General features: G+C 62.9%; 15 protein-coding genes. 5 read left to right on the top strand and 10 right to left on the bottom strand.

Features of this window, described 5'->3' with window-relative positions; translation table 11 throughout:
* Window positions 1–2: 2 nt before the first annotated feature.
* Window positions 3–860, bottom strand: a complete 858-nt coding sequence (locus NKH43_RS30335) for an RNA polymerase factor sigma-32 (RefSeq protein WP_031194549.1) — start codon at window positions 858–860, stop codon at window positions 3–5.
* A 328-nt stretch (window positions 861–1,188) separates the two neighbouring features.
* Here NKH43_RS30335 and NKH43_RS30340 point away from each other — a divergent pair, with 328 nt between their 5' ends.
* From NKH43_RS30340 to NKH43_RS30350, 3 genes are all read left to right on the top strand, one after another.
* Window positions 1,189–1,962 carry an amino acid ABC transporter substrate-binding protein gene (locus tag NKH43_RS30340; RefSeq protein ID WP_352861273.1) on the top strand — a complete coding sequence of 258 codons (774 nt, stop codon included), beginning with the start codon at window positions 1,189–1,191 and terminating at the stop codon, window positions 1,960–1,962.
* A 121-nt stretch (window positions 1,963–2,083) separates the two neighbouring features.
* Window positions 2,084–2,764, top strand: a complete 681-nt coding sequence (locus NKH43_RS30345; protein WP_352861275.1) for an ABC transporter permease subunit — start codon at window positions 2,084–2,086, stop codon at window positions 2,762–2,764.
* On the top strand, window positions 2,761–3,534 hold the full coding sequence (locus tag NKH43_RS30350; RefSeq protein WP_352861277.1) for an amino acid ABC transporter ATP-binding protein: 774 nt from the start codon (window positions 2,761–2,763) through the stop codon (window positions 3,532–3,534). The genes NKH43_RS30345 and NKH43_RS30350 overlap by 4 nt, the downstream gene beginning before the upstream one ends.
* Window positions 3,535–3,609: 75 nt before the next feature.
* On the opposite strand, the gene NKH43_RS30355 is transcribed toward NKH43_RS30350, so the two are convergent.
* From NKH43_RS30355 to NKH43_RS30385, 7 genes are all read right to left on the bottom strand, one after another.
* Window positions 3,610–4,191 (bottom strand): CarD family transcriptional regulator, encoded by a 582-nt coding sequence (locus NKH43_RS30355; RefSeq protein WP_006327799.1) that lies wholly within the window; start codon window positions 4,189–4,191, stop codon window positions 3,610–3,612.
* 367 nt (window positions 4,192–4,558) lie between these two features.
* Window positions 4,559–4,897, bottom strand: coding sequence for a ferredoxin FdxA (fdxA, locus tag NKH43_RS30360; RefSeq protein ID WP_023721018.1), 339 nt, complete (start codon window positions 4,895–4,897; stop codon window positions 4,559–4,561).
* Window positions 4,898–5,045: 148 nt separating this feature from the next.
* Window positions 5,046–5,432, bottom strand: a complete 387-nt coding sequence (locus NKH43_RS30365; RefSeq protein WP_023721017.1) for an RNA-binding S4 domain-containing protein — start codon at window positions 5,430–5,432, stop codon at window positions 5,046–5,048.
* A 12-nt stretch (window positions 5,433–5,444) separates the two neighbouring features.
* Window positions 5,445–8,861, bottom strand: a complete 3,417-nt coding sequence (locus NKH43_RS30370) for a helicase-related protein (RefSeq protein WP_352861279.1) — start codon at window positions 8,859–8,861, stop codon at window positions 5,445–5,447.
* Window positions 8,862–9,259: 398 nt separating this feature from the next.
* Window positions 9,260–9,559, bottom strand: coding sequence for a hypothetical protein (locus NKH43_RS30375; RefSeq protein ID WP_352480898.1), 300 nt, complete (start codon window positions 9,557–9,559; stop codon window positions 9,260–9,262).
* Between the two features lie 32 nt (window positions 9,560–9,591).
* Complete coding sequence (gene phbB, locus NKH43_RS30380) at window positions 9,592–10,317, bottom strand: acetoacetyl-CoA reductase (protein ID WP_023721015.1); 726 nt, start codon at window positions 10,315–10,317, stop codon at window positions 9,592–9,594.
* A gap of 104 nt (window positions 10,318–10,421) precedes the next feature.
* Window positions 10,422–11,606 carry an acetyl-CoA C-acetyltransferase gene (locus NKH43_RS30385; protein WP_352480897.1) on the bottom strand — a complete coding sequence of 395 codons (1,185 nt, stop codon included), beginning with the start codon at window positions 11,604–11,606 and terminating at the stop codon, window positions 10,422–10,424.
* 278 nt (window positions 11,607–11,884) lie between these two features.
* Between NKH43_RS30385 and phaR the strand changes: the two genes are divergently transcribed.
* A complete protein-coding gene (gene phaR, locus NKH43_RS30390; protein ID WP_023721013.1) occupies window positions 11,885–12,493 on the top strand; it encodes a polyhydroxyalkanoate synthesis repressor PhaR in 609 nt (202 codons plus the stop codon).
* A gap of 127 nt (window positions 12,494–12,620) precedes the next feature.
* On the opposite strand, the gene NKH43_RS30395 is transcribed toward phaR, so the two are convergent.
* A complete protein-coding gene (locus NKH43_RS30395) occupies window positions 12,621–13,067 on the bottom strand; it encodes a hypothetical protein (protein ID WP_023721012.1) in 447 nt (148 codons plus the stop codon).
* A gap of 101 nt (window positions 13,068–13,168) precedes the next feature.
* Between NKH43_RS30395 and NKH43_RS30400 the strand changes: the two genes are divergently transcribed.
* Complete coding sequence (locus NKH43_RS30400) at window positions 13,169–13,822, top strand: TetR/AcrR family transcriptional regulator (protein ID WP_352494173.1); 654 nt, start codon at window positions 13,169–13,171, stop codon at window positions 13,820–13,822.
* Window positions 13,823–13,864: 42 nt separating this feature from the next.
* Here the strand turns inward: NKH43_RS30400 and NKH43_RS30405 are convergent, their stop codons facing one another.
* Window positions 13,865–15,013: a citrate synthase gene (locus tag NKH43_RS30405; protein WP_023721010.1), complete on the bottom strand. Its 1,149-nt coding sequence runs from the start codon at window positions 15,011–15,013 to the stop codon at window positions 13,865–13,867.
* Window positions 15,014–15,015 lie beyond the last annotated feature (2 nt).

A 15,015-nucleotide genomic window follows, 5' to 3' on the forward strand; every position in this document is an offset into this window, starting at 1 on the left:
ATTCAGGCTGCGAGAAATTCCGGGTTCTGCTTCACCAGCGCCGCCTTGAGCTTTTCCATGGCGCGCGCCTCGATCTGCCGGACACGTTCCTTGGAGATGCCGAGCGTCTCGCCGAGCGCTTCGAGCGTCGCGCCCTCGTCGCTCAGCCGGCGCTCCTCGATAATCCTGAGTTCTCGCGCATTGAGCGCGCCGAGCGCCGTCTTCAGCCAGACAGAGCGGCGTTCGACATCGATCGTGTCGCCGACGACCTCGTCGGGCAGCGGGTCATCCGAAACCAGGAACTCCATCCGCTCGGTTGCGCCCGCATCGTCGGCAAGCGGCGTGTTGAGCGAGCTGTCGGGTGCCGAAAGGCGGGAATCCATCATCGCCACATCGGCTTCGGAAACGCCGAGAGCCGCCGACACTTCGCGGTAAAGCGTGGCATTCGACGTCTGCTCGGCGCCGTTTGCCAGGCGGGCGCGTAGGCGCCGCAGGTTGAAGAACAGCGCCTTTTGCGCCGAGCTGGTGCCGCCGCGCACGATCGACCAGTTGCGCAGGATATAATCCTGCATCGAGGCGCGGATCCACCATGTCGCATAGGTCGAGAACCGCACCTCGCGCTCGGGCTCGAAACGGGCGGCGGCCTCCAGCAGCCCGACATGGCCTTCCTGGATCAGGTCGCCCAGGGGAAGGCCGTAGTGGCGGAACCGCGACGCCATGGAAATGACCAGCCGCATATGGGCGACGGTGATGCGGTGCAGCGCGTGCTGGTCATTGTTCTCCTTCCAGCGCAGCGCCAGGAGATGCTCTTCGTCGCGCTCCAGGTAAGGGGCTTTCATCGCCGCGCGAACCATGGTCCGTCCTGCACTGTCTTGCATCATGCCGCGCTCCTGCTTCAGGCGTTGCGGTGCGATCGCTGAATCGTGAGTTGACGCCGATGGTTGAAATGGCGGCGCCGCGCCCTACAACAGCCAAGAACGTGCGATGCGGGGGAATGTTCCCCCGGACTGTCATGCCGATTGCGCTGTTCCAGGCGATTCGCCATTGGCCTTGATTCAGCCGGGTGGCGCCGGGAGGTGTTGGTTGAGAATGGGATTTCAAGAGCGCGAGATTTTTGAAATTTAGTTTCTTATTTTGGCATCGCGCGTCTGTCATTTTCCGGCACTCGCAACGACGCCGGACATCGGCCAAGGACGGGATCACAGAAAAATGAAATCGCTCAAATCGCTCATTGTCGCCGGAACGCTGCAGGTCCTGGCCATCGCCGCCGGTCATGCCGGCGCCAATCTCGACCAGATCAAGCAGTCCGGCGTCTTCAAGATCGGCACGGAAGGAACCTATGCGCCCTTCACCTATCATGATGCTTCCGGCGCGCTGGTCGGCTTCGACGTCGAGATCGCCCGGGCCATCGCCGAGCGCCTCGGCGTCAAAGCCCAGTTCCTCGAAGGCAAATGGGACGGGCTGATCGCCGGTCTCGATGCCAACCGCTACGATGCCGTCATCAACGAGGTCGGCATCACCGAGGCGCGCAAGGCCAAATATGATTTCTCCGATCCTTACATCGCCTCCAAGGCGGTGCTGATCGTGCGTGGCGACAACACCGACATCAAGGGTTTCGCCGATCTCAAGGGCAAGAAGGCGGCGCAGTCACTGACCTCGAATTTCGGCAAGCTGGCTGAAACCAATGGCGCCGAGCTCGTCGGCACCGACGGCTTCGACCAGTCGATCCAGCTTCTTCTCACCGGCCGCGCCGACGCCACCATCAACGACAGCCTGTCCTTCCTCGACTTCAAGAAGCACAAGCCCGACGCCAATGTGAAGATTGCCGCGCAGGAAGAAAACGCCGACTATTCCGGCGTCATCGTGCGCAAGGGCGATCCGGAACTGGTGGCCGCCATCAATAAGGCGCTGGCCGACATCAAGGCCGACGGCACCTACCAGAAAATCGCCGATACCTATTTCGGCCAGGACGTTTCGAAGTAAGCGGCTTTTCTCGCGTGGGCCGAATGCCGGCCCGCGTCGTTCATGTCGCGGCGAGCTGTCTTTGACGGCCCGCCGCTTTCGCGTGATATGAGCGACGGCAATCTGGCAAGGAGGAGGCTTCGTGCCGCACTGGCTGCAATTGATGCTGGAATCCCTGCCTACGCTGCTGTGGGCTGCACTGATCTTCACCGTGCCGTTGACGCTGCTGTCGTTTGCGTTCGGTCTTGTCCTCGGCCTGGTCGTGGCGCTTGTCCGGCTGTTCGGTCCCAAACCGCTGGTCGCGGTGGTCCGGTTCTACGTCTGGATCTTCCGCGGCACGCCGCTTCTCGTGCAACTGTTCCTTATCTTCTACGGCCTGCCATCGGTCGGCATCCTGCTCGACGCTTTTCCGGCAGCACTGATCGGCTTTACCTTGAACATCGGCGCCTATTCGTCGGAAATCATCCGCGCCGTCATCGGTTCGGTGCCGAAGGGCCAGTGGGAAGCGGCCTATTCGATCGGCATGACATGGGCCCAGGCAATGCGGCGCACCATTCTTCCACAGGCGGGGCGCGTCGCCGTGCCGCCGCTGTCCAACACCTTCATCTCGCTGGTAAAGGACACATCGCTCGCCGCCGCCATTACCGTGCCGGAGATGTTCCAGGCGGCGCAGCGTATCGTCGCCACCACCTATGAGCCGCTGATCCTCTATGTCGAGGCAGCGGCTCTCTACCTGGTCATGAGCTCCGTGCTGTCGGCCTTGCAAGCCCGATTGGAAACGCGGCTCAACCGCTATGGCGGCTTCCTGGAGGCGCGCTCGTGATCGGCCTCACCAACATCGAAAAGCGCTTCGGCGACAATTTGGTGCTGAAGGGTGTGACCGTCACTATCGAGGAAGGCAGCGTCACCGCGCTTGTCGGGCCATCGGGAGGCGGGAAAAGCACGCTTTTGCGCTGCATCAACCTGCTCGAGCTGCCGACTTCAGGCACGGTGCGGATCGGCGACGATGCACTCGAATTCCACCCCGGCGGCAGGGTCTCGACCAGGGATATCCAGCGGCTGCGGCTGCAGACCGGCATGGTGTTCCAGAATTTCCAGCTGTTTCCGCATCGCACCGCGATCGAGAACATCATGGAGGGGCTGGTGACGGTGCTGAAATGGCCCAAGGAGCAGGCGCGTGAGCGGGCGTTGGCTCTGCTCGAAAAGGTCGGCATGGCGCACAAGGCCGACGCCTGGCCGGCGACGCTGTCAGGCGGCCAGCAGCAGCGCGTGGCGATTGCCCGGGCGCTGGCGCCGTCGCCGCAAGTGCTGCTCTGCGACGAGCCGACCTCTGCACTCGATCCGGAACTGGCGCAAGAGGTGGTCGACGTGCTCGGCAGGCTCGCCAGCGAGGGCACGACCATGGTGATGGCGACGCATGATCTGCGGCTCGCCTCCAAGATCGCGCGGGAAGTGGTGTTCCTCGATGCCGGCAACATCGTCGAACAAGGGCCGGCCGCGGTGCTGTTCAGCAACCCGGAGCGCCAGCGGACCAAGCGGTTCATCGCGACGCTGAAGCAGGAGGCGGAAAGGGAGGGCGGTGGCGAAGGTTAGCAATGCATTCGCCGGTCAGCCAAAACAAAAAACCCGGCGCGAGGCCGGGTTTTTCTGAATTCGAAGGCGAAAAGCTCAGGCAGCCTCTTCCTGCTCGGCTTCCTCGTTGTCGGCCTTGGCGCCGCGCTTCGGGCCCTTGTTGAGGTTTACCTCGATAAGGCGCACCGCTTCGGTCTCCGACATGCGGTTGACGGCCGCGATCTCGCGGGCCATGCGGTCGAGGGCCGCCTCGTAGAGCTGGCGCTCGGAATAGGACTGCTCCGGCTGGTTGTCGGCGCGATAGAGGTCGCGCACCACTTCCGAGATCGAGATCAGATCGCCGGAGTTAATCTTGGCATCATATTCCTGGGCGCGGCGCGACCACATGGTGCGCTTGACGCGGGCGCGGCCCTGCACGACCTTCAGCGCGCGCTCGACATAATCCTCTTCCGACAGCTTGCGCATGCCGATCGAGGTCGCCTTGGCGACCGGCACCTTGAGGCGCATCTTGTCCTTCTGGAAGTCGATGACGAACAGTTCCAGCTTGTGGCCCGCGACTTCCTGCTCATCGATCGAGACGATCTGGCCGACACCATGCGCCGGATAGACGATGTACTCGCCGGTCTTGAAACCGTGGCGCGCTGCGGTGGACTTCTTCTGCGGGGTGATCGTTGCCATTACGCCCTGAACTCCTTGTTGTGGTACCGGCATCGTGCCGGCCCGAACTCGTGCGACCGGTGTGACCGGTCCTTAGCCACACAACGATGAACTCACCGGAAGGCCAGGACCGGCAAATCGCAACATTGCGACCGCCTGCCCCAGATCGCTCTGGTCCGGATTGAGAAATTCACCTTTCAGTGATTTGGGGCGTTTGCGCCATAAATCGACGTTGTGTCACCGGCATGTTGGGCTGATATAACACAAAAAGTCGGAAGAATCAAGGTTTTGCTGCACGCGCGAAGGCCATGCGCCATCGCCGCCTGTCAAGGCAGTTAATGTATCACGTCTGTTACGCCGCGTCAGGCTGCCGCAATCAGCGCTCTCGTTAATCGCCTTCGCCGGGCTCCGGGGAGAAATATTTCTCGAATTTGCCAGCTTCCCCGTCGAAGGATTTGGCGTCGGCCGGGGGCTCCTTCTTGGCGGTGATGTTGGGCCATTTATCGGCATATTCGGTGTTGATCTGCAGCCATTTGTCGAGGCCCGACTCGGTGTCGGGCTTGATCGCGTCGGCCGGGCATTCCGGTTCGCAGACGCCGCAGTCGATGCACTCGTCCGGGTGGATGACGAGCATGTTCTCACCTTCGTAGAAACAGTCGACCGGACAGACCTCGATGCAGTCCATGTATTTGCATTTTATGCAATTGTCGGTCACGACATAGGTCATTGGTCGGCTCCGGGACGTCCCATTTTGTTGGGCTTTTTTGGTGAGGTAACGCCTTTGTCCGCCGCTGGCAAGGGCAGCCCTTGCCAGCGGTGCCGGGGTTTCCGGAATGGAATTCCAGAGGCCCGGCAAAGCGGAAGTTCGACCTTGCTCAATCGTCGCCGAGCAGGTGGTCGGTCTGGCGGCGTTCCTTCTTCGTCGGGCGACCGCTGCCGGCCTCGCGCAACGGCGGCACCGCATCCGGAAGCGCCTCGCCCTTGGGCGCGGGGGGCGGCGACATGTCCTCGTAAAGCAGGCGGGCTTCTTCGGCCGGGCCGCGCCGTGCGCCGGTGCCAAGGACTTTCCAGACGAAGATCCGCCGCTCGAGCGTGATGGTCAAAACGTCACCCGGCCGGACCGTATCGGATGCCTGCGCTGCTTTGTCGCGATTGATGCGGACGCGTCCGGTGACGACCAGCTTGGCTGCCAGCGTGCGTGATTTTACCGCGCGCGAGAAGAACAGCCACTTGTCGATGCGCTGGCGGGCATCAGTGACCATCGGACGAACAGCTTACTTCTTCAGCTGGTCGCGCAACGCGGCGAGCTTGGCGAAGGGCGAGTCCGGATCGAAGCGGACCGGGCGTTCCTCACGCGGCTTTGGCTGGAAGGCGGGCTTTGCGCCTTGGGCGCCGCCTTTGCCGTCCTGCCGTCCAGCCTTCCAGTCGGGCCGGTTTTCGCGCCGGTCGAGGCGTTCGCCTTGCGGCTTGCCGGCGCGCTGCTCTGCCGCCTCGCCTTGCGGCTTGGGCTTGAACTTGCTGCGGTCGAAGCGTGGCTTGCCGGCGCCGTCGCGCTGATCGTGGCGCCCTTGACGGGCGGGCCGGTCGCCCGGCGTCGGTTGCCCGCCGGCATCTACCGGCGCATCGCTGCGGCCGTCCGGCGCAGCTTGACCATTGCGCGGGCGACTGTCCCGATGATTGTCCCGGGGGCGGTTGTCATGCTGGCGATGACGCGGGCGCTGGTCGAAACGACCCTGCCGCCACAACAGCACAGGTTTTGGCTCCTCGGCTTCTGGGGCAGCTTCGCCGGCGACGGCTTCCGCCGTTGCTGCAGGTTCGGCCGGCGATGCTTCCATAGTGTCGGAAACCGGCGGCTCTGCCGGTGCCGTAGCCTCAGTTTCCGCCCCAAGTTCCGTCCTTGGCTCAGCCGCTGGTTCTGCAGCCGCTTCGGCGGCGGGCTGGGTCTCTTGCGTGACTTCTGCCGCAGCTTCAGGGGCTGGAGCTTCCGGCTGGTCTTCCGCGACAGGCTTCGCCGCCGCTTCGGTCACGGCTTCGGCCGCCTCCGCAACAGGAGCCGCATCCGACACAGGCTCCGAAGCCTCCGCCGAAACCTCCGCCGGCGGCTCTGCCGCGGCAGCTGCTTCCGCCATCCTCGCCTGCTCGGCTCGCGTTGCCTCTTCCGCCGCCTGCTTTGCAGCGGCCGCTTCACGCGCGGCATTGTCCTGTGCTTCGAGCCGCGCCTTGACCTCGGCCGCCGGCTTGGCATCGGCGCGATAGCCGAGCCCCTTCAGGATTTCTTCCATGTCGTCGGCGGTGGCGCCGAGGATCGACATCATCGGCGGCGTCACCATGAAGGACTGACCGTCATAGGCGCCGTCGGGGCGAGGTCCGAGGCCCGGCTTCCAGTTGGTCGCCGGCCGGATCAGGTCGGCCAGCCGTTCGAGAATATCGACGCGTACAGCACGCCGGCCAAGATTGCGGTAGCCCGCCAGCTTGTAGAAGGTCTTGTCGAAGGTTGGATCGATGACCACCGAGGTGCGGCCGGAGGCCAGTGCGTGAACGACATCGCCGAAGCCGGGCTTGTCCTTGCCGTCGTTTCTCAGCGCCCACAGCATCGTTATCAACCCGGCCGGCGCCGGCTTGATCAGCGCCGGCACGAAGACATGGTAGGCGCCGAAGCGCACGCCGAGACGGCGAAGCGCCGCGCGGCCCTCCTGGTCGAGCGACTTCATCTCGTCGGCGATGTCGCGACGGTTAATGAGGCCGAAATGCTCGACGAGCTGGAAAGCGATGCCGCGGCCGATGCCGGTGATCTGCTCGGCATTCTTGAGATCGACCAGCGGCTTCAGCAGGGATTCGATCTGGAAATTGACGAAGCGCTCGGCGCGCGCCGCAACCTTGTCGCGGGCCGGGCCGGTGAGTTGCTCGTCGGCGAGCAGAACGAGACGCGGCTTCAAAGCGTCTTCGCCAGCGACCAGCGTGCCGATCGGCGCGCCGATCCAGCGCAGCGTGCCATCCGAACCCAGCGCGATGTCGCCATTGGCCGAGGCGCCGAAGCGTTCGGCACGCGCCTCGAACTCGGCGGCAAGCGCCTTCTGCGCCGCCGCCCGCACCGCCTTGGCGTCCTCGCCGCCGGCGCTCTGGTCGGCGGTGAAGCGGAAACCCTGCAACTCGCCGACGTGATGGCCTTCGACGAGGACGGTTCCGGTTGGGCTGATTTCGGCTTCAGGCATCGTGTTTTCTCTAAGGCGCCGCATGAGGACGGAAGTCCTGCGGTCTACAAAACGTTTCGTCAACCGCTCATGCAGCGCATCCGACAGTCTGTCTTCGATTTCGCGCGTCTTTTCCTGCCAGTGTGCCCGATCGGCCAGCCAGCCGGGCCGGTTGGAAACGAAGGTCCATGTGCGGATCTGGGCAATCCTGTGCGATAGCGTGTCGATATCGCCTTCAGTGGTGTCGGCGCGGCGCACCTGCTCGGCCATGTAGTTCTCGTCGACATGGCCGTGCCTGGCAAGGTCCATGTAGATGGAGGCGATCAAGTCGGCGTGCTGGGCCGGCGCGATCTTCCTGTAGTCGGGCAGCGCGCAGGCTTCCCACAGCAGCGCCACCCGCCTGGCGTCGGTGGTGAGTGCCCGGATGTCCTCGTCGCGCGACAGATGCTCGAGCGCCTGCGCGTCCACGGCCGGCAGTGCGCGCGTCAGGCCTTCGACCGGGGCGTTGGTCTCGATCGAGCGCTTCAGCGCATCGAGGTTGGCGAAATCGAAATGCGCGGTACGCCACTGCAGCACTTTCACCGGATCGAAATCATGCGCCTCGATCTTCTTGACCAATTCCTCATCCAGCGGATCGACCTGGCCGGTGACGCCGAAGGTGCCGTCGCGCAGATGCCGGCCGGCACGGCCGGCAATCTGGCCGAGCTCGGCCGCGGTCAGGTTGCGGTACTGGTAGCCGTCGAATTTGCGATTCTGGGCGAAGGCGACGTGGTCGAGGTCGAGGTTGAGGCCCATGCCGATGGCGTCGGTGGCGACGAGGTAGTCGACATCGCCCGACTGGAACAGCGCCACCTGGGCGTTGCGGGTGCGCGGGCTGAGCGCGCCGAGCACGACGGCGGCACCGCCCTGCTGGCGGCGGATCAGCTCGGCGATGGCATAGACCTCGTCGGCCGAGAAGGCGACGATCGCGGTGCGCCGCGGCAGGCGGGTCAGCTTCTTCGAGCCGGCATAGGCAAGATGCGACAGCCGTGGCCGGGTCACCACCGACACGCCCCGCAGCAGGCGCTGCAGAATGCCGTGCATGGTGGCCGCACCCAGCAGCAGCGTCTCCTGGCGGCCGCGCAGATGCAGGATGCGATCGGTGAAGATGTGGCCGCGTTCGAGATCGCCAGCGAGCTGGACCTCGTCGATGGCAACGAAGGCGGCGTCGGTCTCGCGCGGCATCGCTTCCACCGTGCAGACCGAGTATTTCGCGCCCGCCGGCTGGATCTTTTCCTCGCCGGTGATGAGCGCAACCTTATGGGCGCCGACCTTCTCGCAGACGCGCGTATAGACCTCGCGGGCAAGCAGCCTGAGCGGTAGGCCGATGACGCCGCTCTCATGCGCCACCATGCGTTCGATGGCGAGATGGGTCTTGCCGGTATTGGTCGGGCCGAGCACGGCCGTCACGTCTCGACCCGACAGGATCAGCGGTTCAGTGTGTTTCGGATGGATGTTCATCGGCCTGGAAATAAGGCTCTCTGCCTCGCATTGTCGGGAGCGCGCCCATATTGGCCGCGTATGACAGGCGACACATAGGGATTTCGGGCGCGAAGCGAAAGCGGAATGTGCCGAGGGCAGGCTGATTGGTCGGTTCGAAGCCAGAAATCTGTTCCCGATTAACAGTTGGAACGAGTCTGGAACGAATCAGCGACGAATCACTGACTCGCGCTGATTCAGGTTTTGTTCACGGCTACATCTGGGATTTCTGCCGGCGAGTCTCACCACATGCTGAATCACAGAAACTGGCCCGATTCATGCAGGCGGCATTCAAACGAGCACCACCGTTAACCTTTGCCGGTGAATGATCGTGGCCGGCCAATCTGCTTCGCCCAACATTATGAAATTATTGATGTTTCCTAATGCGCTTTAATCATTTCGAGGGTGTTTTCGGCTCTCGCCGTTAACGTTCCGCTCAAAGCCGGAACGAATCGGCGACGAATCAGCGATAGGCAAAGTTTCTTGGTTTGTTCACCGCAACATGTTGTGTTGTGAACAGCTTTTCCACCGAGAATCCACAGGCTGCCGGGCAGTTTTTGCACAGGCTGCGCAGCGGCCGTTAACCTTTGCGTGCCGGATTGGGGCAGCGTGCTGAATCGAGATCTTGCAACGGGAAGACCGCTATAGAAACGGGCCGTTTTGCAGGCCCGTTCGTCCAAGCGCGTATCTATCTCAACGTAAAGATAAACGGTCAGGCGATGTACTGCCCGCCATTGGCTGATATGGTCGAGCCGGTGATGAACCCGGCATCGTCGGAAGCGAGGAAGACGACGCAGCGCGCGATCTCCTCCGGCTCGCCGAGACGGCCGACCGGGATCTGCGGAAGGACACGCTCGTTGAGCACCTTCTCGTCCATCGCTTTGACCATCTCGGTGGCGATGTAGCCGGGGCAGATGACGTTGACGGTGATGCCGGCGCGCGCGCCTTCCTGGGCCAACGCCTTGGTGAAGCCGATATCGCCGGCCTTCGAGGCCGAATAATTGACCTGGCCGACCTGCCCTTTCTGGCCATTGATCGAGGAGATGGTGATGACGCGGCCGAATTTGCGGTCGCGCATGCCGCCCCACAACGGATGCGTCATGTTGAAGACGCCGGAAAGGTTGGTGTCGAGGACCTCTTTCCATTGCTCGCGCGTCATCTTGTGGAACATCGCGTCGCGCGTGATGCCTGCATTGTTGACCAGCACCGATACGGGACCGAGATCGGCCTCTACCTGTTTGATGCCGGCAGCGCAGGCCTCGTAGTCGGCAACCGACCATTTGTAGACCGGGATGCCGGTCGCTGCCTTGAACTTTGCTGCCGCTTCCTCATTGCCGGCGTAGTTTGCGGCAACCGAATAGCCGGCGCTTTTCAAGGCGACCGATATCGCCGCGCCGATGCCGCGCGACCCGCCTGTGACGATTGCAACCTTTGTCATGTGTCCTCCCGGGAAATGCAGATGACTGAGCGTTGAAGCGGTAGGTTTTGCCCTCTATTCCCTACTCGCTTTGCGCCAGTATCCTATTCGTATCGCTTATCTCATCACAATGCTTCCACGCACATGGCAACGCCCATGCCGCCGCCGATGCACAGCGTGGCAAGACCTTTCTTGGCACTTCTGCGACGCATTTCGTAGACCAGCGTGTTGAAGATGCGGGCGCCCGAGGCGCCGACCGGATGGCCGATGGCGATGGCGCCGCCATTGACGTTGACGATGGACGGGTCCCAGCCCATGTCCTTGTTGACGGCGCAGGCCTGCGCGGCGAAGGCCTCGTTGGCTTCGACCAGATCGAGGTCGCCGACCGACCAGCCGGCCTTGGCCAGCGCCTTGCGCGAGGAGGGGATCGGTCCCGTCCCCATGATCTGCGGGTCAACGCCGGCGGTCGCCCAGGAAACGATACGCACCAGCGGCGTGATGCCGCGCCTTGCGGCTTCCGCTTCGGTCATCAGCACCACGGCGGCGGCGCCGTCATTGATGCCGGAAGCATTGGCTGCTGTCACCGTGCCGTCTTTGTCGAAGGCGGGCTTGAGCTTGGTCATGGCGTCGATCGTCGCGCCATGGCGGATGTACTCGTCCTGGTCGACTATCGTGTCGCCCTTCCTGCCCTTGACTGTGAAGGCAACGATCTCGTCGTTGAATTTTCCGCCTTTCTGCGCAGCCTCGGCCTTGTTCTGGGAAGCCAGTGCGAACTGGTCCTGGTCGTCGCGGGTGATTTGGAACTGGCGGGCGACGTTCTCCGCCGTGTTGCCCATATGATAACCATAGAAGGCATCGGTCAGGCCGTCCTTGATCATGGTGTCGATCAGCTTGAAATCGCCCATCTTGACGCCACCGCGCAGATGCTGCGCATGCGGAGCCATCGACATCGATTCCTGGCCGCCGGCAACGATGATTTTTGCATCGCCCTGGGCGATCTGCTGCATGCCGAGCGCGATGGCGCGCAGGCCGGAGCCGCAGAGCTGGTTCAGGCCCCAGGAGGTCGCCTCCTGCGGCACGCCGGCGGCCATGGCCGCCTGCCGCGCCGGGTTCTGCCCTTGAGCCGCGGTCAGGATCTGGCCGAGAATGACCTCGTCCACCTCCTTGCCGTCGACGCCGGCGCGGGCAAGCGCTTCCCTGACGGCGACGGCACCCAGTTCATGAGCTGGCGTGTTGGCGAAGGCGCCGTTGAAGGAGCCGACAGGCGTGCGCGCCGCACTGGCGACAACGATGGCGTTGGAAGCGGACATGTTCTTCTCCAGACTTTCGGGGAGCGATTTCGGGTGCCGTCGGGGACTTTTCTTGCCCTTTCCACAACCCGAGTCAAACCCGAAATGGGCATGGCGTTCCTCCGCGGCAAGCAGGCCGCGCGTCGCTGCGATGACGGCCCATCCGTGCTGCGCAGCATAAAATGTTCCCGCACTGCACAAACAGCTTGGATTCATGACGCTTTTGCGCATATCCTTTAACAAGGCGCAATCGTTACCGGCGGCTTACTTAAGCTGGCCGGTGTCCGGGGAGGATGCAGATGGCCGCGAAAGACGAACCTATTGTTATCAAGAAATATGCCAATCGCCGTCTCTACAATACGGGCACCAGCACCTATGTGACGCTCGAGGATCTCGCAGAAATGGTCAAAAAAGGCGAGGACTTTACTGTCCAGGACGCCAAGACCGGCGACGACATCACGCATCCGGTGCTGACCCAGATCATCTTCGAGCTGGAGAACAAGGACGGGCAGAACATGCTGCCGATCCCGTTCCTGCGTCAGCTCATCGCCTACTACGGCGACCAGATGCAGATGATCGTGCCAAGCTTTCTCGAACAGTCGATGCTGGCCTTCTCGAAGGAGCAGGAACGCTTTCGCGAGCAAATGAAAGATGCCCTCGGCAAGTCGCCGATGGACATGATGAAGATCGCGACGCCGATCAAGGTGCTGGAGGAGCAGACTCGGCGTAACATGGAAATGTTCCAGAACGCCATGCGGCTGTTCACGCCGTTCCCGCCTGCGGGGTCTGCGCCGGCAGCAGCACCGGCCGAACAGGCCAGGAAAGAAACACCGGAAAAACCGGACGACCTTCAGGAGCTGAAGGAGCAGATCGCCGCGATGCAGCGCAAGCTCGACACGATGTCGTGACTGCCGGCCGGCGAAGCGCCGGCCCAAAATTTCCCTCAGCAGGCCTGTGTCAGAAAACATCTTCGCCTCGAAGGTGAAGATGTCATCCACGCTCTATTTTGTGGCACGCTCTATTTCGTGGCATGCCCTATTTCGTGGTCACCGTCACCAGAGCGGTAACAGGTTTGCCGTCTACTAGAATGGGCCGGTGATGATCATCGGCAAGAAGCACGCCGATCACGTGTCTGCCGGCGGCATCCGGGCAATGGCCGAAACGGGCCTTGATAAGATCACCGCCAAAGTCGCTGTTCATGCTGTTGTACGGCTTGCCGGGGATGTTGCAGGTGTCTCCGTTGGGATCGATCTTCATATGCACGTGGCCGCATTGCTTGATTTCCCCGCACTCACCCGCAGTGAGCAGCCTGAAGTTGCTCCTGACGACAACGCCTATCGCCTTCTCAGGAGAATTGCCCAGTTCGACAACTGAACCCGCCGTCGGCCAGACGACTTCCAGGGTGGGCCGATCCTCGGCCTCGGCAGATACGAGCGACAATAAGGAGAAAGCGAGGGCAGTCGTTGCGGTGATGCGAAACATGGTAACCTCCGTTGCGATGTAAACATTGATTACATACGCAGCGCTCGAACACAAGGGAAATAATCAGTGATTACATTCCGCTCTCGTGCTATTTGACTGAGATGACCAAGACAACTGATTCCGACGAAGCCGGAGATGCCAAGCGATACCATCACGGCAATCTCGTCGAGGCCTTGATCACGGCAACCGTGGAGATCATCGAGGAGCGGGGAGCCGAGCATGTGTCCGTACGCGAGGCCGCAAAACGTGCCGGCGTTTCGCCCGGCGCGCCATTCCGGCATTTTCGATCGAAAACAGCGCTGCTCACCGCGGTCGCCGAACAGGCCATGGATCGGCTGACAAAGGCCGTTGCCAAGGCGCGGTCGAAAATCGACAGCGCAGATCCCATTGAGGCCTTCGAAGCAATCGGACAAGGCTATCTGGAATGGGCAATTAGCAACCCCACGCATTTCCAGATCATCAGTTCCCGAACCCTGATTGATTTTGAAGGGTCGGACAGCCTTCGTGATCAGAATGAGGCTATTCGGCGGACGATGATCGACTTGCTGACGCAAGCGCAACAACAGGGTCGGCTTGCTCCCGGCACCGACTTTGATCATCTTGTGCTTGCCGCGCGTGCACTCGTTTATGGGTTGGCACGCATGGCGATCGATGGTCATTTCCGGGAATGGCATCCGTCCGAGCCGCCAGCCCTGGCCGCGCAGCGGGCTCTCCGACTTTTCATGAGCCGGATGACCATTCCATCTAAAGCTTAATCCGCCAGCACCCAAAAAAAGGGCCCGCGATTGCGTCGCCAGCTAATGGAACTCCGGCAGCGGTCCCTGGTAGCGGGCGCGTGGTCTGATCAGGCCGCTGCTTGTCACCTGCTCCACGGCATGCGCGGCCCAGCCGATGCTGCGGCCGAGCGCAAACAAGCGAAACGGCGCATCGGACGGCAAACGGAGGCTGCGCGTCAGCGCGGCCAAGGCGAAATCGACGTTCGGGCGCATGCCCGTTGCCGCAAAGGCCGCATCGCAAAGCCGTAACAGCCCATCATCGACATCGATCGCGGCCAGCAACGGTTCCGCACGCGGATCGCCGTCGGGATAAAGCGGATGGCCAAATCCGGGCAGTGGCCTGTCGTGACCGAGCCAGCGTCCGACAGCCGCATCCGGCCCCAATCTCTGCGCATCCTCCGCCAGCATCATGACCGCCTCCGCGGCGCCGCCATGGCGCGGACCGGAGAGCGTGGCGAGGCCAGCAAGCAGGCAGGCCGAAACAGGTGCACCGGTGGACGCGGCGACCCGCGCGGCGAAGGTCGATGCGTTCAGTTCGTGATCGGCCAACAGCACCAGCGAGCGGCGGATCAAGTCTGCGCCGGCTGCATCGAGGGACCAGCCCTGCGCCAGTCGTTCGTGCACGGCACCGATTCCGCGAACCGCGCCGAGCGCCTGGGCCAGAGCGGCGATGGCGCCGGCCGCATCGTGGTTGAGCGAAGCCGCCCTGCGGCCGAGCGAAGGCCGGCCCTTGGCCGCCAACGCGGCCAATTCCGCGAAGGCAGCCGGCCGGCCAGTTGCGCCGTTGCCATGGCGGCTCGCCGACACGAACGACACTGGTGCGTCAGATGCCCAAAGCAGGTTTGCCGTCTGCTCCAGCGTGGCAGTCTCGCAGAGTGCAACCGCATCCTGGCCACGATAGACGAGGCGGCCGTGCAAAACGGTCGAGATCGTGGTGGCGATCGCCGGCTCACCCCAGGCAATTGCACTTTCGGCGATTGCCTGGGGATTTCGGCCGCGCGCCCGGCGGCTCGCCAGCGCCGCGATGTCGTCGGCGCGATACTGGCTGCGGCGTGGGTCGGCCCGATCCGGCCGCATGCCGATGCGTCCGCGGCTGACATAGGCATAGAGCGTCTGGGCGCGCACCTTGAGGCGCTCCAGGGCTTCGTCCCGCGTCAGCCACTCAGTCATGT

This window comes from Mesorhizobium sp. M1163 (genome assembly GCF_040318415.1).
Lineage (GTDB): Bacteria > Pseudomonadota > Alphaproteobacteria > Rhizobiales > Rhizobiaceae > Mesorhizobium.